This is a genomic window from Blautia sp. AF19-10LB (assembly GCF_003461245.1).
Classification (GTDB): Bacteria; Bacillota; Clostridia; order Lachnospirales; family Lachnospiraceae; genus Blautia_A; species Blautia_A intestinihominis.
Genome location: NZ_QTWS01000004.1, coordinates 60,755 through 80,526, shown reverse-complemented (window position 1 = coordinate 80,526; position 19,772 = coordinate 60,755). Strand labels below are relative to the sequence as shown.

The following is a 19,772-nucleotide window of genomic DNA, read 5'->3' as shown; positions in this document are numbered from 1 at the left end:
TATCCTGTTCGATGATGATATCGGAACAGACAGATCTGGAAAATAAAAAAATAATTACAATTACGATAAAAAGACAAGAAAGGAAAGTAAGGACATGGCAGAAGAAGTAAAGGTAAGCTTATTAGAAAAGTCATTAAGTCTTTCAAAAAATGGTGGCATCTATTATGGAGGGGCACGAGTAGAGGCTGACGAACGGACAGCGGTTTTGTTTGTTGGTCTTGGAGGAAGTGGCGCGGATGCTCTGCTTCGTATTAAAGATCAGGTAAAAACCAGAATGATCCTTCCGGCAGATAAGACAGGTGCTCCGGTTGCAGATCAGCCAAAAAATATTGGATATTTGGAAATCGATACAGACAACAGTGGTCAGGCAGCCACTTATGGAACTGCTCATTTTGATCAGTTTGGAAAAGAATTCTGTGATATTTCAGTAAAATCAACACCAGATGTAATCGCAGACATCAAAAAAGCAAAAGCCGCAGGTGAGGAATGCTGGCAGTGGTTTGATGATGATGTAAATCAGGTTGCAGGTTCCAAAGGAGCCGGTGGAATACGCCAGATTGGTAGAATGCTTCTGATGAACAATATTGCAAAGGTGATTAATTCTGTTTCAGGAAAGATTGATCTTCTGACTCAGAATAACCCGGATATTGAGAGATTGCTGGTTTATGTATTTTCAGGTATCTCAGGCGGAACTGGTGCAGGTACATTTCTGGATATGGCATATATTCTGAGAAAGATAGCCAAAGCCAAAAATCCAAATGTAAATATTATGGGATATCTGTTAATGACAGATGTGAATGAACTGAATGGCGGTAAAAAAGAGGCTTTGAGAACCAATGGATTTTCCTGTCTGAAAGAACTGGATTACTGGATGAATTCAGGAGAGCATGAAGATCGCTATTATCAGAAATTTCCAAATGGTTTTGAATTAAATGAGCACGATTGCCCATTTGATTTCTGTCATTTGCTGGATGCATCTGATGTTGGCGGACATAATTTCAACTATGACAAAATTTTAAGATCTGTAGCAGAAAATGTATTTGCCTATATTGCAGGCGAGGCAGGCGGCGATACTTCCACAAGCACGATGGCTTCTCTGTATGATAATATTCAGGGATATATTACAACACTTACTGCATCTGCAAAATATCCGGCAGGCTACAAGTTTCTTTCACTGGGAGCCTCCAAAATAGAAATTCCATATACTGAAATTTCAACATTGGTTGCTGCCAGAGTATTTCAGCGGCTTAATGAGGGAATGTTCAAAAACAGACCGACAGAAAATCAGTTTAATGTAAGTGTATTTAAGGATCTTGAGATGACGGAAGAGTGTATTCGAAGCACGCTTTATAAAAATGTGACTGCTCAGAGACCTCTTCTTGAAGTAAAAAATTATAAATATGCAGATATTTGGCCAAACAATGCCCCATATCAGGCAGTCCACAACTGGATTGCTATGTTCCAGAGATCTGTTGTGCCACAGGCAGCAAATCTTCCGGCGTACTTAGAGGGAAAATTAAAAGAATTTATAAAACGAAATCTCAAAGATAAGAAGACAGGACCAGTTTACCTCAGATATTACATGAAATCACAGCAAAATTATTGTTTGTATCATATGCTCGAGGGATTTCGTAAATATTGTTCCGAGCTGCAGACACAGTGTGCGTCAAAATCAAAAGAGCTGCGGGATAACATGAATCAGGCTTTTGCGGCAGGAAGCAATCTGGGAGCCTGGGATAGTAAAACTAAGGCTGTAGAGAGATATTTGAAGGCGTTAAATGCCTGGTACAGAAATGAGGAACATGGATTCCTGAATGAGAAGATTGTAGAAGTATTGGAGACTGTACAAAGCAGATTAGAACTGTACTATAACAATATCTTAAAACCGCTGACAGATATTTTGATGGAATTGCCGGATATTTTTGACAGAAATGTGGAATATATCAGAGTAAATTCCAGTAAAGTGGATGAAGGCACAGATATTCTGATCAATCCACTCGAGTTTGAACAGACCAGAAAGAATATGTTTGAAGCAGCAGTGGTACAGGCTGAGAATAATTTCCTGGAAAGTCTTTCTACAAATATTCGCAAATGGATAGGCAGAGATATTGATGGTGTTGATGCAAATATTGGGACGGGTATGGATATTTCCGGGTTTATTTCTAACTTTGTATCCGAAAACTTCCAGGCGTTGCTGACAATAAACATGCAATCTGTCATGAACAGCAAACTGAAAAATGGAGAAAGTCTGGAAAATTACATAAGGAACCGCGTAGAGGATCTTTTGAAATCCTCTTATCCAATGTATAAAGAATCCACCGGAATTTTAGGTGAAGTAGCAGAGTTTTCCATGATTTCCGTGCCGAGCAACTGTCCGATAATCTATAAAGTAGTAAAAGAGCATATTGAATCCAAAAACCTTGACAAGATAAAGGTAAAGAAGAGCAAGGAAGAAAGTCGTATGTATATCATCAAGATTACAAGCGGCTATCCATTATACTCTAATGATTACCTTCAGGAAATGGAAAAAGAATATGAAAAACAAATGGGAAATCAGAGTACTACCAGCGGAAAACATCTGAAACCGGAATGGAGAGATCAGCTGCCGTCTCCATGCATCCAGTTGGCCTGGAAATATCCGTATGAATGTCGAAGAACAAAAGAAAGAAATGAGAAATACAAAGCCCTGTTTGACAAATGTTACGCAAATAAGATCATTGACAGAAGAACAGACTGTTTCTTCCTGAGAAGATCAAATCCAGAAGTTGCAAAAAAAGTGAGCAGAGCAAATCTGACAGCTCCTACAATTCTTGAAAAGATGGAGCAGTTTGAAAAAATTAAGTCAAAACTGTGGGATGACAAAAACGGCATAAAATTATTTACCTGTGGTACTTATATGATAGGCAAGCCAGATGGAGAAATGCAGAACGTAAAAGAAAATATGCTTCGTTTTCCACTTATCCTGGATATTCTGGAAAAAGAAAGCGAGCTGGCAGACAGAATTGAGACAATTGAGGAAGAATTGCATTATCCGAAATATTTCTCAATGGCAAATATGAATCATATGATCCGGGTAAATAAGTATACGGGAGATACTTCTTATAAGAAAACAGATACAGATCCGTTTCCGGTCAAACTGACAGAAGGCCATGAAATGCATCCGGATTATAAAGAATATCAGATTTATCAGAGTTTTTGCAGAAGTCTGAATAAAGATATGAAGGAAGAAATTGAACTCCAGTATGACAACCTTAAGAAACGTATTGAAATGAGTCCGAGTGCACTGGAGGAATATATTGAGGAAATTCGAAAATATATTCAGACCTACGAGAAACAGACAGAAAAGGCTCGCAATGAGATGTACAACGCCGGAAAGGAAGAAAGACCGGCATTCCTTGAGAAAATTGAATTTTATCAGGGCTGCATTGAAGAATTAAAACGTATGCTTCCTATAGACATAGACCCAGAACCAGACCCAGTTCCAACACCAGAACCGGACCCAGCACCAACTCCAGCTCCATCACCAGCTCCAACTCCGGCACCAGAACCGCAAACTCCACCAAGATACTTAAATCCACAGACATGGCAGCCAATTGAGAATCCACAGCCGGGTCAGCAGGTATTTGACACAAAACTGAGTCAAATGGTCACATATACACCGGAGGCACCGAAAGCACCGAGATATCTGAATCCACAGACATGGCAGCCAATTGAGAATCCACAGCCGGGTCAGCAGGTGTTTGATACAAAGCTGGGACAGATGATTGCATATACACCGGAGGCACCGAGATATCTGAATCCGCAGACATGGCAGCCAATTGAGAATCCACAGCCGGGTCAGCAGGTGTTTGATACAAAGCTGGGACAGATGATCGCATATATACCGGAGGCACCGAAAGCACCGAGATATCTGAATCCGCAGACATGGCAGCCAATTGAGAATCCACAGCCAGGACAGCCAGTATTTGATACACAGATAAATCAGATGATTTATTACAATCCATATCAGCAGACGACTCAGGGAGGCTATCCGGGAATGCCGGGTCAGCAGCCAGTGCAGGGAGGCTACCCGGGAATGCCGGGTCAGCAGCCAGTGCAGGGAGGCTATCCGGGAATGCCGGGTCAGCAGCCGACTCAGGGAAGCTATCCGGGAATGCCGGGTCAGCAGCCAGTGCAGGGAGGCTATCCGGGAATGCCGGGTCAGCAGCCAGTGCAGGGAGGCTATCCGGGAATGCCGAGTCAGCAGCCAGTGCAGGGAGGTTATCCGGGAATGCCAGGCGGCGATGAGAATAACCAGCAGTAAAAAAAATATATTTTAAATACCGGAAGGTAACACCGGTGAAGCATAACGCTGTCATAGAACACAGCGTTATGCTTCGTTTTCAGAAACAATTTGGGAGGAAACTTTCATGGGCAGTAACAATGCACAGACAGGAAGAAACAGAACAGAAGTTAAAGAAAAATTAGATCTGATTCTTGAATCTGCAGAAGCACAGCATCCATTCAGTAAGAAAAACTATGTTTTTATGCGAAAACTTGTTTTTTTGTGGATTGTTGGCAACGATAATCAGATAGTGCAGTATTTAAAATCAGAAATTCAGAGCATTGTTGAAGACAGACGCTCCATCTGGATCATACACAGTGATCCATCCGATATAACAGATAAAGATATTTATCACAAAATCTATGAAGGAATAGAATGTGCATCAACAAATTATCTTGGGGTAGATATGGATCATCTGATGGTCTGCCCGATCCTTCTTAAAGGCTGTTTTGAACAGAAAGAAAATGCAGAGCATTTTATACAGGCAGCTGTTTATGTGCAGGAAGAAATGAAAAAGAGACATCGTTACATTGAATGGAGTCCTTTTGTTCTGACAAGCGATGAAGACATTGATATGACAAGAAATCAGATTCAGTTTTCTGTTCAGTTTATGGAAAGAATCATGGAAGAAGGCAGAAAGGCTTTTCTGGACTGCTGTTGTCCGGCATGTGTAATTTCTGATGTGAATGAAATAGGGCAGGCAATTTCCATAGAGCAGGCAGCCAAAATTATAGTGATGCTTACCGTATTCAGAAATACAAGCTGTGAAAATGAAGATACTCTGGCATCAATTATGATGCCGGTTCAGGAATATGAAAAGGAATATTTCTTTTCTGCGAGAGCAGTTTCCATCTGCGAACCAGTGAAATCATTGATGCTGAACCGTCTGCTGGCAGTCCACAGATGCTTCCAGAATGGTCTGTTTCCGCAGCAGAAACTGTTCGACAATCTGGAACATTCTTTTTTTGAAGGGAAAGAATGGAAGGAACAACTGGATAAAGTCGCTCATGATCAGAATTATACAGTTCTGACAGAGTCTATTTACAGCAATATACCGCTTGCAGATAACAGAATGTATGAGCAGATGTTAAGAAAATTCTGCCAGAAATATTATTTTGAACCTCTTTCGGAGGAGAGAGAGCAATTATTAAAGAAATGGTGGAAATCATTTCTGGAAGAATTTTTTTTGCATTTGGCAGGATCTATGGAGAGTCTGGACAAAATTGAAGAGAACCGGGAAAAAATTATAGATAAAGTACCGAAGCTGAATATAAATAGTCCACAGAACAAGTTTATAAATGACATGAGAAAGAGCTGTGAGGCCTGGCTGATCAATGAACTCAGAGTCTTTCCACAAAAGATGGTTGAGGAGGCAATGAAACCAGAAGGTATTTATGTAAGAGCATTTCGTCAGAATAAAGAATTTCTGCAGGATATTTTTCAAAAGATGGAAGATGCGATGCAGCGAGAGATAAAACGTCTGCAACAGACAGAATTATTGCTGAATACCGGTGGTGGTCATATTTCAAATGCACAGGATGAGGCAGAACACTGGTTTCAGGACTATAAGAACACTGTACCGACGAAAGTAAAAGAAGTTTACAAAGATTATCAGACAATCTTGTGCAGGATGTTCCAGTCAAACGAGAATCATACCGGAACTATGAGCGGAAATCTTCTGGAAAATTACAGCAAGATTGTTTCCGGAAGTATTGAAAGCCGGGAAGCTTACATGAAAAAGAATCTGACGAATCTGGCAGCATCTGATATGGAACAGCTGCTCACAAAGCTGGAGCAGAGTTGGCGGTATCCTCTCCGTATGATCGGAAGCGTAGATCAGAACAAAGAACAGAAACTGTATGTTATGGGAAACAGGGACAATTACCTGTGCAGAAGAATACGGGAGCAGGAGGGGCACTATCAGATCGCATTTAAAGAGTGCCCACTGGATGATCGTCTGGAAATTGTAAGGGTTTCTGACAGAATGACAGAAGGACAGATTATAACAAAAGAACAGGAGAGTGAGAAAGTTGAATTATAAACCGCTGAAAGGATTAAGAGGAATACAGATGCAGGCGGATTTTACAAGATTTCAATTTTCCTGGGATTCTGCCGGAAATGATTCCAGAGTTCATTTCATCTGGATATACAAAGAAGATGAGCTAAACAATCCAAGGATGTTTTCGTATGCACAGTGTATAGATAATCATATACAGGTGGCATTTCAATACAATAATATTCCTATGCAGGAGATACGAAAAATCCGTTTTCTGGTTTTTCTGTCGGAAGATCAGAGAGCTCCTTCAAGAGAAGATCTTGCCAGCCTGTATCAGGATTCGGAATATATCTGCGAAGTATGCTGCGGGACCGGGGAGGTAAAATGGAGATGGTCACAGGAACCTACAGGAATGACCCTTCTTATGAACAGCAACAAAAAAATACCGGAAAATATTCTGTATTATGAATATAGATATGGAAATAAAATATTTCAATTTGAAATACCGGGAGAAATAAATTACGGTGAAAACAGTTATAAAGGTATTTATTTTCCGGCTTTACAGGAACCACCGGTATTAAAGTCCAGAGAACCGAATATTATGCTCTCGGTTGGGAAAGAAGAACCCAGAGGCGGGGGATTTTTTAGAAAATTTGCAGATATGTTCAGAAAATAAGAGGAACAAGGAGAGAAAGCGATGGGATATTATCCGATTAAGTGTGTCCATTGTATGCGTTCTGTAGCAATGGATGAAAGATGCGTAAAAATGGTACCGGAAGAAGTTAAAACGTTCAATTCAAGACTCGACGGATCACAGCCGATAGTAGTCTTAAATAATAGTAAGAAAAACAAGCAGATTGAGTACAAAAGTCTGAGAGAACTTCGAAAAAGTCATGTTATCGAACATGAGGAAATTCATCCAATTAAGATTTCCGGGGAGTATCAGAACATTGAAGAATGTAGAAAAGATTTTGTTCAGTCGATTGATGTGAAGGATCTGGAAATTAATGGAACAAAGATGAGCGGTACGATTCGCAAATTTTACTGTCCATACTGTCATAATGAGATTATTTCAATGGCAGGCAAGCTGCCAATGTATCTGATCAGCATTATGGGACCGAGTTCTGCCGGAAAAACGGTATATCTTACAGTACTTCATAAGCTTCTGGGTGGAAAAAATTATCCGCTGCCGCAGGGACATTTGTCATTCGATAATTTTGGAGAGATGAGTAATGAGTTCCGTAAATTTGCTCTTGATCTTAACAGAACAGGAACTCTGCCAAGTACAACAACAGAAAACCGTAAAGATCCATATCTTCTGCGTGTGAATTATATTGCAGATGATAATTCTCAGGAAGTGAATAAACAGTGTCTTATCGGGCTGATAGATATGCGAGGTGAGATGCTTCATGGGGATCATGATGATGATCTGATGGATTTTAACCTTCCACAGTTTAAAGAAGCGAATGGATTTATCATGATGGTTGATCCGGAGACTCTGGAGGGCGTCTATAACCATCTTCCGGAACAGTATTTTGGAGGAAGAAGCATTGAACAGCTGGATGAGACTCTTGGGTCAATGAGACAGACGATCATAAACTGTATCACAGCAGAGATGGGATGTATTGAAAAACCAAGTGTAGTGGCACTTGCAAAGCAGGATATTCTTTGCAGAAATTACCAGCAGCTTGGAATCCCACTTAACCAGCCGGTAATTGCACCAAATTTCAGACCAGTCAAAGGTACAAATCTTAAGGCATCTTACTATGAGCCGATGAGCAAATCAACCCGATCCTGTATTTCATATCTTTCGGGAAGTTTTACATCATTTCTGGAAACTACTTTTAAGGAACCGTATTTTGTATCACTTTCTGCATTGGGAAGCTTTGTAAATATAAGTGGAAATAAATTGGATAATGTTGCAAAGATACGACCAGTTCGTGTAGAAGAACCGATTCTTAAATTACTGATGGATTTTAATTTCCTTCCAAAGTTCTGCAGTGATGAATATTATGCAGATCAACAGGGAGTCATGAATGAGTGGGGAAAGGATTTTGCAGAAAACTGGGTAGAAAAAGAAGCAATGGATCAGCCAAAAAAACATTTTTGGAACAAAGGTAAATAATAGGAGGGACTTGCCATGATAGGTCAGCATATATATTCCAGATGCCTGGAAGGATATTTCTCAAAATCTGGTCTGAATGCCGACAGTACAACTGTGACGATCAGCATGAATATGTTTGCGAGAATGGAACAGGCAAAGCTGGTTGCAAAAGAATGCGAAAAAATAAGTACGCTGGAAGATATCCGTCCTGTTCCACAGGAAATACAGGGAGCATATCGGGGAGTACTCAAAATCCGAAGATTAAATCAGCAGATTACAGTGGTGTGCCGTTCTTATCGCCTTCATTCCACAGGAAGCGGTGAAAGCAGAGATTTTACATATGGAAGCAGTTATATCCTTGCAGGAGATGATAAGGAACATTTCCTGGAATCACCGGAATATGTACTGAATATTCAGGATTTTGAGGCATATCCTTCAGTTATGCAGCGAATTCAGGAATCCAGAATGCAGGGAAACGGAGGAAAAATTGAGGCAAACGAAGAATATTCTCTGTTTCGAAGCAATGCTTTGGAAATTTCAACAGATATTTTTCAGAAAGCAGGTTTTACAAAAGAGCTTTTTGTAGAATATATTTCCAGTATTATTCAGAGGGTTTCTCTTTCACATTATTCAGGACATGAGAATGATAAGGTACTTATAATTCTGCCGCGGGCATACAACCAGGGATGGGAAAGAAGCGGTGGAAATGCCTATGCAGAAGAAATACTGGTGGCAACAATGAAACTTCTCCCGACATGTGTGGAAGAACAGCTGAATGCAACAACCGGTGGAAGAGAAGATCCAACGGCTCCTGTACTGGATGGATATCAGCTTGTATTTATGGAGCCATGTAATACAAAGAGCTGGAAACTGAGTGAATATTCTGTTATTGATCTGGATCAGCAGGAAAGCTGGATTTCTAAAGATCTGGATACATCGTATGGAGAATTTCTCTGGAATTATCTGAATGCTCCGGAAGTCAGAGAGAAGTTTGAGAAAGAATATGAAAGTCTGTTCAATGAAGGGAAAAGTGAGGAACAGGATCAGGCACCGGAGAAATTCAGTTTTCTTCTGGATCTGCACTGCCAGGAAACGGATGGATTTGCTGATATCCACAAGAGACACCGCCTGTTATTTGATCTGTTAGATTATAACGAAGAAGGCTGGACGGAGAGAAGTACATATGTTGCAGCTGAAATATTGAAACTGGAAATTCGGGAGCCACAGTATGATACTAGACTGGAGAATGCTCTTCTGGAACTGGCAGAGCAGGAAACGTGTCCGTCAGAGTTAAAACCGTTTATTGTAACCGTTCTTCTGCAGAATATTCTGAATGGTAATGGCAGGGAAGAAAGCATTCAGTGGATCTGCCGGGAAATACAGAACGATATGGTTGTGAGCAAACTCAGAGAAGCAAACCAGTATGTGCTGCAGAATGAAGACAGTATTATATGGTACGAAAAAAAATCACTCCTGAAGCTGTATATGGAAATCTGCAAAAATTCAGAACTTGGGGCAGATGAAGGTGTAAAAAGTGAGATTTTGTCAATTCTGACAGACTGGCATATACAGTTATTTATTAAAGGAGACTGGCAGAACTGTGCCACAATTATGAGCATTCTTGCGGCACAGCTGGAAAATCCGGAACTGAGAGAAGAAAACAGAAAAGAAATATATGAAAATCTTCTGGATGTACTGCTTTCCGGAGAGAAAGAAATTGAAAAACAGATTTCGGATATTCTGAAACAGGAAGAACGGAAATTTACTGTATATCCGCGAAATCTGAAACTGTTCCGTGAGTGCTTTGAAAAGAAAGTCCGTGAAAACGGAATCAGTATAGGCGACGGAATAATCTGGCAGTTGACTTATCTTGCTGTGTCCGGAGATGAGGTTTATTTACATGAACACTGGAGACCACTTCACAAAGATCTTGTTGTTAAATACAGAAACATATATAAAAGAGAAATTTTTGAGGAAATCTATAAAGATTTTAGAGGATGGATATCTAACAGTGATGAGAAGAAACTTCCGCTGATATGCAGTGCGGTTGCGGTAACGGAAGCCAATAATCTGCTTTATGGATATCCGGAATATTGTCCAACTATGCAGAAACTGCGTTCGATAATGAAGTTCCTGGAAAATAATGGAAGATATCAGTCAGCAACAAATCTGCTTTACAGACGTTATAGTGTTCTGGAAGAAATGGAACAGAAAAAGTCTTTCTTTATCAATGAATTGAACAGGGAAGAACAGTGGATGCTGCTCTTTAGCAATGAATTTTCCGATAATAAAGATGAACTGTTGAGTAAAGTAAAAGAAGAATTTGCAGGTATGCGAAAAGAATTCTTCAGTGTTGCGAAAAAACTGGAACTGATTGACAAAGAACAGTTAAAGAAAACAGCAGACATTTATTTTGAATTATGTGAGAAGTATATCAGAGAAAATAACAAAAATGCAGATGCACTGGATGCGTGGTGCTGGGTTTGCAGAAATGAAATTCATGAAATAGAAACTATTTCAAAGAATATAAGTTTTAATGCGTATGTTATCAAGCTGTTCCGTCAGAGAATGGCAGCGACATCACAGGAGTCAGCAGAGGCTCTGAGTATAGGTGATATTTTGTTCCTGAAAGAGAAAAAAATTCTGCCTCTGGGAGCAAACTGGGGATTTCTGGATGTGGTTGGCACTTTATATGATGCTGATCCGAATTATCAGTCAGAAGAATTCCTGCAGATTCGAAATAAAATTGTTCTTGAACATAATGATATAATAAAAAAAATATATCTGTCGGCTTTGACAGAAAAGCGTGAGATGCTCCTGAGAGATAACATAAAAAAAGAAATTACATATAATGTTGCTCTTCTGGAGGAGCAGATTCGTCAGGATCTGAAAGGCACAGAGAGGTCGGTTCTTGAAAGTGTGACAATGGCTGTCTGGAGAACCAGAATAGAGAAAGAAAAGATACTTACTGCATTTCAGTTACTGGAAATTATTCTGTGTTATGGAAATCAGAAAGACTATGGTGTATACGATGGTGAATATGTAAAAGAAAGTATTTTACGGGAATTGTTTGCGATAGCTCAGAACAAAATCGAGGTATTTGAGGATAAACAGCTGGTAAATGAATATCGAAAACTGAATCGTACAAACAAAATTCTTATGGAACAGTCCGGAATCATGCAGTGTCTGCAGGAACTGCCAAAAGAGTGGCAGCAGGACTATGCTGTCCGAAGCGAAAGAAATAAATCAGGATGGCTTCTTACAGGAATTTTGAGCGGTGTTTTTGTTTTGGCTGGAATTGCAGCAGAGGTTCTGTTTTTTATTTTTTATAATCATATAAACATAAACATTGCGGTTCTGACAGGCATCCTGTTGAGTGCAGCAGGTATAGTAGGAGCAATTGTAGTTCTTATCTGTATGCTGATTTCACTTAATCGATAGAAAGACGGATGAAGCAGGGAGGAAAAACTGCTGTGAAGGAAGAAAACAACACAGAAAAGAAAGAATTTCCAAAAGATATAGATTATGTAAACCCTTATGTGGGACTGGACAAAATCTATGAAAAAGATCCCTACAAAAATCTGGCGGACGGTTCTAAGAAAAAAAAGACGAAGCAGCCTGCTGAAAAACAAAAACCGGAAAAAAACAGAAAAAGCGGATGGATACTTGGCATAGTACTTGGTATTATGCTGGGCGTTGGCGGATATCTGTTTATCAGTGGAAACGGGAGCGAATTATTAAACCAAAGGTTACAGACCGGCAAAACAGCAAATACAGTAAAACAGGCTAGGGCACCGAGTCAGACTGCAGCGTCAGAACCAACAGCGACACCGGAACCAACAGCGACGCCAGAGCCGACAGCGACGCCGGAACCAACCGCAACGCCTGCACCGGACTGGCATTCAGCAGTTACGGATGAAGAGCAGGAAGCACAGATGAAAGAAGGTACATGGCTGGATCGAAATTATATGACCAGCCTGATGGATGCAAGTGGAGCAAGATATGGTGTCTATGTGATGGATCTTACCAATTATACCAATTATGCGATTGGAGAGGCAGATACTCCGCTTCCGGCATCTGCATTGATTGGAATTCCAATTATGTATACGATTGCAGAGGGAATAGACCGAGGGGGCTACAGTATGGATACGCTCATCAGATTTTCGTATACGTTTCAAAATGGACGGGGTGGATATACAGCACAGCAAAATGGACAGATGCTGACGATAAGAGAACTGCTGGTGGTAGGCCTGACATCCAGTGATAATAATGCCTGGAATTCCCTGATGGATTATCTGACCCGTGAGCAGATTAATACGATATGTCATCAATATGGATATGACAGTGTAGATCTTCAGCGGGCAATTATGAATGGTACATCATCACAGGAGAATTATATCAGTGCAAGGGATGCTGCAATGATGCTGAATGCCATCTATCAGGATAATTTCGATGAAATTGACAGTAACTTTTTAAGACTGTACTTCAGAATATCAGCAAGTGATACTGCCAACAAGGGAATGTATCCGGCATGTACAAATGCAGGCAATCTGCTGAATCTGAATGGTGTTACGCAGACAAGATATAATGAAGTCGGTCTGGTTGAAAATGGAGATGAAGTGTTCATTATGGCAGTACTGACAATAGATGGAAAACAGGAAACATCAGCTCCATGTGTGACAAATGAAGCAGCCTACGTGCTGGCAAATCTGAAAAAGGGGGAAAGGTAAAGTGAATACGGAAACAAAAGGAAAGCCCATAGGAAAAATTCTCCTGATATTTTTTCTGGTTCTGGCATTTACAGGAATCGGAATTCTGCTTCAGGTTTTTGTAAGACAGTCGACGGATCTGACGGCAAAAAAAGATTCAGAAAGTGAAATTCAGAAGCAGATTGAAAATAAAAATAAGGAGATAGCTGGACTGGAAAAGGAAAAAGAAAAGTTAAATTCAAAATTACAAGAACAACAGAAAAAAGCAGCTGAGGAAGAGCAGCAGAAAGCTCAGGAGGGATTGCCGGGACTGCTGGACAGAATAACTCCAGTATTAAAAGAACAGCAAGGAACCTGGTCTGTTTATGTAGAGAACCTGGAGAATGGACAATCTGAGAAGTTTAACGATGCACAGATGAAGGGGGCAGGGCTTTTGAAGCTTTATGTTATGGGAGCCGCCTACACTCAGATTCAGAATGGTACTATTCAGGCAGATGAGAAATTTGTGGAGTCGATACATACAATGATTGGAAACTCTGATAATGAAGTCGCAAATCAGATACTGAATCAGATTGGTGGTATAGAGTATGTAAACCAATATATAAAAGAGAATGGTTATGAAGAAACTATACTGGGGGATCAGTTTGGAGATGGAAGTACCACGTCGGTGTCAGACTGTGGAAAGTTTCTGGAAAGCGTTTACAAGAAATGCGAAGAAGAAGCAGGGAATAGTGAGTCTGAAAATATATCGGACAAAATGATGGCAGACCTCAGAAATCAGAAAAAATCAGGCAAAATCTGTGAAGGACTTGGACAAGCAGGAGGATTTGCAAATAAGACCGGAGATCTTGACGGGGTTGAGAATGAAGTAGCAATTGTATTCAATGAAAATGGACCACACTATATTATATGTATTATGTCTCAGGGTATAAATAAGGAAGCTGCGCCGGGTGTCATTCAGAGTCTGTCTTCAGAAATCTATAATTATTTTTACACAGATGGATCCGGGGAGACGACAGATCCTGAGGACACAGACGAAACAAATTCTGAAGATGAATAAGGCAGGAAATAGCCTGTGGCTGAAGGGAACGACATCTGAAAGTTAAAAGGAAAGGTAACTTTGTTATGACAAAAAAGAAAAAAAGCAGAATCAGAATTATCCTGGGTCTGGTTCTTTGTGTTCTGCTCCTGGTTGGTACAGCAGGTCTGGCCGTGGCAGACAAAAAAGTAAATAATGATCTGCAGCAAGTATCAGACAGCATTGAAAATAATCCAGAACTGACTGCTGCAGAGGAGAGATGCAACAATTTGAAAGCAGAAGTTGAGGACTTAGAAAAACAGGTAAAACCAGAATAGAAAGAATAACGGACGGCAAAACGAGGGGATATTATGGCACTTTTAGAAAAAAACAAAAAGGCAGATACACAAAACGGATTTGGAACAGCTTCTTCCTTCCAGAATCAGCCAGAGAATGCGAACTGGGGAAATTTTGGAAATGATTATGGAAATACAAATGGAAATCCATTTGGGAATAATTATGGAAACGGGGCGGATAACTTTGGTGGTTCACCATTTGGCGGAACTGGAAGTTTTGGCGGGAATGATGGATTTGGTACGGTTAATTATAATATGACTGGTGGAAGGCCGTCGCTCCAGCAAAAAACAGAAACGCATTTTTCAAAAAGCTTTTTGATTGTTTCTATCATAGCATCAGTGATTTTTTTTCTTCTGGGAGAGGTTATTTACAGAACACTTATTACAGATGTGAACTCTGTGTTTTTTATGGGAGTTTACTTTGCTGTGTTCGGACTGATTTTGTCATCTGCATTTTTTATTGTATCCAGAGTGATTGGTTTGGATATCACCTCAAAGAAAATTCTGGTTTCAGGGATCTGCATTCTTATGCTTCTGGTATTGGGGATTTTTTTTGAATTTATTTATGAATTGAACTTTGGTTCTACAATGGTTCAGACAGATAAATATATTTTTGCGATTGATAATTCTGGGTCTATGCAGGATAATGACCCAAATCAGGAAAGAGTGGCGGCAATTAAGAAGCTTCTGGCTAATCGTGAAGACAATGCGCAGTTTGCAGTGTATTCATTTGGAGATGTGATTCAATGTATACGTGAACTGAATCCGATTTCCAATGGAATAGATGATTTTGCAACGTCACCTTCAGGAGGAACTCCGATCGTAGGTGTTTTGAGCAAAATTATGGAAGATATGGAATCTGGAACTCTGCCATATGATGAGGGATGCCAGGTAATCCTTCTCACGGACGGATATGCTACAGATACCAGCTTTTTAAATTTTGAATTAAATAAAACGTTGAAGAAATTCAATAAGAAAAAAATTAGTATCAGTACGGTAGGTCTGGGATATGTAGATGAAAAGTTACTGAATAATATTTCCGGAAAAACTGGTGGAATCAGTGTAACAACAGATAATGTAGATGAACTGGAGAAAGCAATGGCATCTGCAGTGCGGGTGACTGACAGTAGCAGAAATCTTCTGTCATCAAGGGCAAGGACGGATCATAACTGGCTGTATGCACTTATGAGAATTATATTTCTGATTATTCTGGGTGCAGGATTTCTGGGAATTAAACTTGCAGCTACAGATGATACAACCAATGTAAAAATGATCTGCATTTCCTCAATGATCGGAATTGTGGCAGGAGCCCTGGTTATGGAAATTGGTCTAAATCTGATTCTAAGTGAATTTTTTGCCCGTCTCTTGATGTCAGTACTGTTTGGACTGATGATAACGACAATTGAGAAAACTGTAATGACCATGAGTCAGGGCGGACTTGGTGATATCGGTATAAGGCATTTCTAAGTCGCGAAATAAATATAGTCAGCAGAGGAGTTTCAAATGAAAAAGTGCAGTATATGTGGCTGCGAGGTAAATGATAAATTTGCATATTGTCCTCAATGCGGGAACAAACTCAAAGAAGAAAATACAGATGCAGTCTGGCCGGAATTTCCGGAAACAGATCCGTATAATCAGGATGGATTTTATAATGATGACAGTGTGAATTCAAATGAAGAAAATATAAAAGAGAATACTGAAGAAAATCCGCAGGAACAAGATAGTGCAGAAGAGCAATCGGCAGATATTCCTCAGGAGGAAGAAGATTCTTCGTTTTCCTGGCCTTCTTATAACAACTGGCAGACATATGAGGATCCTTACAAAAAGGTAAACATACATGAGTCAGGGAATGCAGACAAAAAGTTTAATAACAGTAAACATGATGACGAATCTGCTGAACCGGCAAAAAGAAACAGTATTTTTGTTCCTGCCGCAATATGTGTAGGAGTGGCGGTAGTGGTATGCTCTGTCCTAATAGCATTAAATGGGGGGAACAAGACTGAAAAACAGCAGGCAAAGGCACTTGTCTCAAATACAGAGAAGGAAGAAAGCGGTGAAAAAGTTCAGGAAGATAATAATGCAAACACAGAAGTAACTATGCCGCCAGAAAAAGAAGAAGTAGTTACTCCAACACCTGAACCAACGGATACGCTAACTCCGACACCTGAACCAACAGCTACACCAACTCCGATGCCTGAAATAACAGCCAGGCTTATAGACGCCAGTGAAGTGAATCTGGAAGGATTTAATGAGAAATTTTTTAATTCTGCACTTGCATCGTCTGTAATTCAACAGGAGAAAGTAAGTAATGATCCGATTTATGCATTTGATGATGATATACAGACGAGTTGGCAGGAAGGTGTGGTAGGATCTGGAATCGGAGAATCTATTGTAGGATACTTTTCTGAAAGCTGTAAGGTTAAATATTTGATGTTCCGTCTGGGAAACTGGAAAACAGACAGGTATTTTTATGGAAATAACAGACCATCTTGTCTTAGAATTCAAATGGAAGATTTCAGTACAGAAATTAATTTTCCAGATAAATATCAGGAATTTTGGGTGGAACTGAGTTACCCATATGAGACAGAATATCTGAGCCTGACGATCGAGGGGGTTCATGCAGGAACTAGTTGGGACGATACTCCGATTACAGATGTCAGGGCTTTTGGAATATAAGAGGGAGGCGCGTGAAAATGAAAAAAAAGATTCTGGAAATTTTTATGTGGGGAATCTGCATTGTTGCTCTGGCGGTAATGAGTACTGTGGTAGTAAGAGAATATCAGAAAAGCCAAAATTCTCTGGAAATCATACAGCAGCAGATAGAGACAATTGCAGCACAGATCGAAGAAGTGAATAAAGCCAATAATAATCTGGAGAAAAGAATCACAGAATTCGAGAAGAAACAGGAAGAAGATAAAAACAGAGAAAGTATAGAAAAGACCACAGTAGAGGATCAGGAACAAAATGAATCAGTTGACGGACAGATCACACAGAGTGGACAAAGTGGAATTACAGATCTGGAAGTGGGAAGCATTGTAGATGTTTCCAAGATAAGCTGGTCAAACCTGGACAGTTATTTTCAGGCATATGAAATTGTAGAGGGAGATGCAGTCTATAACAGAATTATCGGAAAATCATACAGAGAAAATAACGATATAGGATTGGCAGATCTCAGATACTTGAAAGTTCTGCATTATAATTTTGATGGAAATGTGCAGGTAGGAGAAGTGATTGTCAACGCACAGCTTGCCGAAGATTTTCTCAGTGCATTCAAATCATTATATGAAGAACATTATGAAATCCAGAGTATGTATCTTATTGACAATTATTGGACAGGAGATGGCGTCACCAGTGACAATGCATCCATTGAAGTGAATAATACATCCGCGTTTTGTTACAGAACCGCAACGGGAAGCAGTAAACTTTCAAATCATGCGTATGGCTGTGCGATTGATATCAACTCGCAGCAGAATCCGTATGTGACATATGATGGAAATGGAAATGGAAGCTGTTATCATGAGAATGCACAGCAATATCTGGACAGAACAAGTGGGCTGGATCATGTAATAACACATGAGGATATCTGTTACCAGATATTTACAAACCTCGGATTTTCCTGGGGTGGTGACTGGAGTAACGGAATAAAAGATTTTCAGCATTTTGAAAAGCCGTTATACTGATAATGGTGACAGTTAGGAGTGAAAAGGTGTGGAAAAGTTAAAATATGCATTTAATAAAATTAAAAATGGATTTATTATGTTTTTCTGTATTATATGGATTTCAATGATCGCATCATTTATGGCAGTGTCGAGGGCAGAAGGCGGTGCAGAAGTAAATGGATTTTTGTGTTTTATATTCTGGATTATATGTGTCTTTTTGGCTGTAAAAAAGACACATCCAGTTATAATAAGTGTGATAAGCACAGTAGTGATGCTTGGAATCCGGGTTTATAAATTTGGTATAGGAGATATTTCTATAGTGGCCTGGCCGATAATGGAGGTATTGGTTACTGTTGGGACACTATATCTTGTTTATCGAGCTATAGTTCCAGATCAGAAAACAAGAGGAACAAGGAAAACTACCACATACCAGCGGCAGACTCAAAAAACAAAACAGAAGTATAATTCAGACTGGTCGTCTCCTTCATATGGAAATGATTACGAAGACGATTATGAGGATGATTATAACGACGACTACGAAAAAAAGCCAAAGGTAAACCGGAGAGAGGTAAGACGTACTTCTGACTATTCAAATTCAGTGAATGAAGAGAAAAGATATGGGTTGATCAATGGATCCGATGAGTATTGGGAATATAAGGATACAGCTGAAAAAATTTACTGGGATTTCTGTGAAGCAAGAACGACAGACGCACGGAGGATGTATAAACAGGAGGGAGAAGCTTTAAAAAGAAAAATGATCTCAAAATACGGAGCAGATGACGAAAGTGTAAAAACTATAATAGAAAGGTTCTTGGATTTACGTGTCTAAAATTATTAACAAAGGAATCAGTAAAACTGTTGCAGTTATTGTCATAGTATTATTGGCATCCTCTTTTAGAAAAATGATGTTGGATGAAGAGTTTTATACAGCATTTGGCGGTCTTATGGGAACATTGCCATTTGCGAAGCAGATTACAGATATAGTATGTAAAATATTGAAGTATCAGAATAATATTCCGGTATTTTCAAATGTAACAATATTGGAAGATATATTGAAACTGGCGATTATGGCATTTCTTCAGCCGTTCGCCGGAACTGCCCTGACAGGTCTTTTTCTTAAAGTACCGAGTAATTATAAAGAACGGGAAGAATACATGGAAGGCGCAGTCTACAAAATGAAAGAACTGGCTGTTAATGTGATTTCAGCCCCGATACTGGCGTTGTTGGCAGCGTATCTTACAACGATGATTATAGAATACGTTAAAAATAATCTGGGCAACATCAGTTCTGTAATCGTTGCGGTTGCTTCAGTAGTGGGGGTGTTTGCGGTATCGCTTATTCCATTGATAAAATCTGGCGTATCTATGTTAAAAGCATTTTTGTGGAGACTGACAGGAATGCTTGTGGGCGGTATGATAAAATCTTATGGAATCAATGCTATGAGTCTGGCTTTGTATATTGGCATTTTAAAGGGAATGCCAGGGATGATTGGTGGTTCTGTACTTGGATTGATTATCTGGTTAATTATCTTTGATGTAGGAATGAAACTGATCAGAGAATCAATAGTAAGCTTGTGATTGTGACAAAAGATAGCAACCTATGCCAG

General features: G+C 39.7%; 13 protein-coding genes. All 13 read left to right on the top strand.

Going from position 1 to position 19,772, the window contains the following annotated elements:
• Positions 1 to 94: 94 nt before the first annotated feature.
• The 13 genes from DWX28_RS20320 to DWX28_RS03995 all read left to right on the top strand — a co-directional run bounded on the left by DWX28_RS20320 (position 95) and on the right by DWX28_RS03995 (position 19,743).
• The gene (locus tag DWX28_RS20320) at positions 95 to 4,303 is read left to right on the top strand and encodes a tubulin-like doman-containing protein (protein WP_118251925.1); all 4,209 of its coding nucleotides are present in this window, start codon (positions 95 to 97) and stop codon (positions 4,301 to 4,303) included.
• 106 nt (positions 4,304 to 4,409) lie between these two features.
• Positions 4,410 to 6,365 (top strand): hypothetical protein, encoded by a 1,956-nt coding sequence (locus tag DWX28_RS04050; protein ID WP_118251924.1) that lies wholly within the window; start codon positions 4,410 to 4,412, stop codon positions 6,363 to 6,365.
• The gene (locus tag DWX28_RS04045; RefSeq protein ID WP_118251923.1) at positions 6,355 to 6,996 is read left to right on the top strand and encodes a hypothetical protein; all 642 of its coding nucleotides are present in this window, start codon (positions 6,355 to 6,357) and stop codon (positions 6,994 to 6,996) included. Before DWX28_RS04050 ends, DWX28_RS04045 begins: the two co-directional genes overlap by 11 nt.
• Positions 6,997 to 7,017: 21 nt before the next feature.
• Complete coding sequence (locus DWX28_RS04040) at positions 7,018 to 8,445, top strand: TRAFAC clade GTPase domain-containing protein (RefSeq protein WP_118251922.1); 1,428 nt, start codon at positions 7,018 to 7,020, stop codon at positions 8,443 to 8,445.
• Positions 8,446 to 8,460: 15 nt separating this feature from the next.
• Positions 8,461 to 11,865 (top strand): hypothetical protein, encoded by a 3,405-nt coding sequence (locus DWX28_RS04035; protein ID WP_118251921.1) that lies wholly within the window; start codon positions 8,461 to 8,463, stop codon positions 11,863 to 11,865.
• 32 nt (positions 11,866 to 11,897) lie between these two features.
• Positions 11,898 to 13,154, top strand: coding sequence for a serine hydrolase (locus DWX28_RS04030; RefSeq protein ID WP_147342077.1), 1,257 nt, complete (start codon positions 11,898 to 11,900; stop codon positions 13,152 to 13,154).
• A gap of 1 nt (position 13,155) precedes the next feature.
• A complete protein-coding gene (locus tag DWX28_RS04025; RefSeq protein ID WP_118251919.1) occupies positions 13,156 to 14,193 on the top strand; it encodes a serine hydrolase in 1,038 nt (345 codons plus the stop codon).
• Positions 14,194 to 14,345: 152 nt separating this feature from the next.
• On the top strand, positions 14,346 to 14,489 hold the full coding sequence (locus DWX28_RS19330) for a hypothetical protein (RefSeq protein ID WP_158565275.1): 144 nt from the start codon (positions 14,346 to 14,348) through the stop codon (positions 14,487 to 14,489).
• Positions 14,490 to 14,522: 33 nt separating this feature from the next.
• Positions 14,523 to 15,974 (top strand): vWA domain-containing protein, encoded by a 1,452-nt coding sequence (locus DWX28_RS04015; RefSeq protein ID WP_118251917.1) that lies wholly within the window; start codon positions 14,523 to 14,525, stop codon positions 15,972 to 15,974.
• A 195-nt stretch (positions 15,975 to 16,169) separates the two neighbouring features.
• Complete coding sequence (locus tag DWX28_RS04010; RefSeq protein WP_147342076.1) at positions 16,170 to 17,183, top strand: NADase-type glycan-binding domain-containing protein; 1,014 nt, start codon at positions 16,170 to 16,172, stop codon at positions 17,181 to 17,183.
• Between the two features lie 17 nt (positions 17,184 to 17,200).
• Entirely contained in the window at positions 17,201 to 18,187 is a 987-nt protein-coding gene (locus DWX28_RS04005; RefSeq protein WP_243002325.1) for a M15 family metallopeptidase, read from the top strand.
• A 28-nt stretch (positions 18,188 to 18,215) separates the two neighbouring features.
• On the top strand, positions 18,216 to 18,995 hold the full coding sequence (locus DWX28_RS04000) for a hypothetical protein (protein ID WP_118251915.1): 780 nt from the start codon (positions 18,216 to 18,218) through the stop codon (positions 18,993 to 18,995).
• Entirely contained in the window at positions 18,988 to 19,743 is a 756-nt protein-coding gene (locus DWX28_RS03995) for a hypothetical protein (protein WP_147342075.1), read from the top strand. Before DWX28_RS04000 ends, DWX28_RS03995 begins: the two co-directional genes overlap by 8 nt.
• Positions 19,744 to 19,772 lie beyond the last annotated feature (29 nt).

Excerpts from the sequence above, each read along its gene's own strand:
- DWX28_RS20320 (WP_118251925.1), top strand. The coding sequence starts at position 95 with ATGGCAGAAGAAGTAAAGGTAAGCTTATTAGAAAAGTCATTAAGTCTT.
- DWX28_RS04050 (WP_118251924.1), top strand. The coding sequence starts at position 4,410 with ATGGGCAGTAACAATGCACAGACAGGAAGAAACAGAACAGAAGTTAAA.
- DWX28_RS04040 (WP_118251922.1), top strand. The coding sequence starts at position 7,018 with ATGGGATATTATCCGATTAAGTGTGTCCATTGTATGCGTTCTGTAGCA.
- DWX28_RS04035 (WP_118251921.1), top strand. The coding sequence starts at position 8,461 with ATGATAGGTCAGCATATATATTCCAGATGCCTGGAAGGATATTTCTCA.
- DWX28_RS04015 (WP_118251917.1), top strand. The coding sequence starts at position 14,523 with ATGGCACTTTTAGAAAAAAACAAAAAGGCAGATACACAAAACGGATTT.
- DWX28_RS04005 (WP_243002325.1), top strand. The coding sequence starts at position 17,201 with ATGAAAAAAAAGATTCTGGAAATTTTTATGTGGGGAATCTGCATTGTT.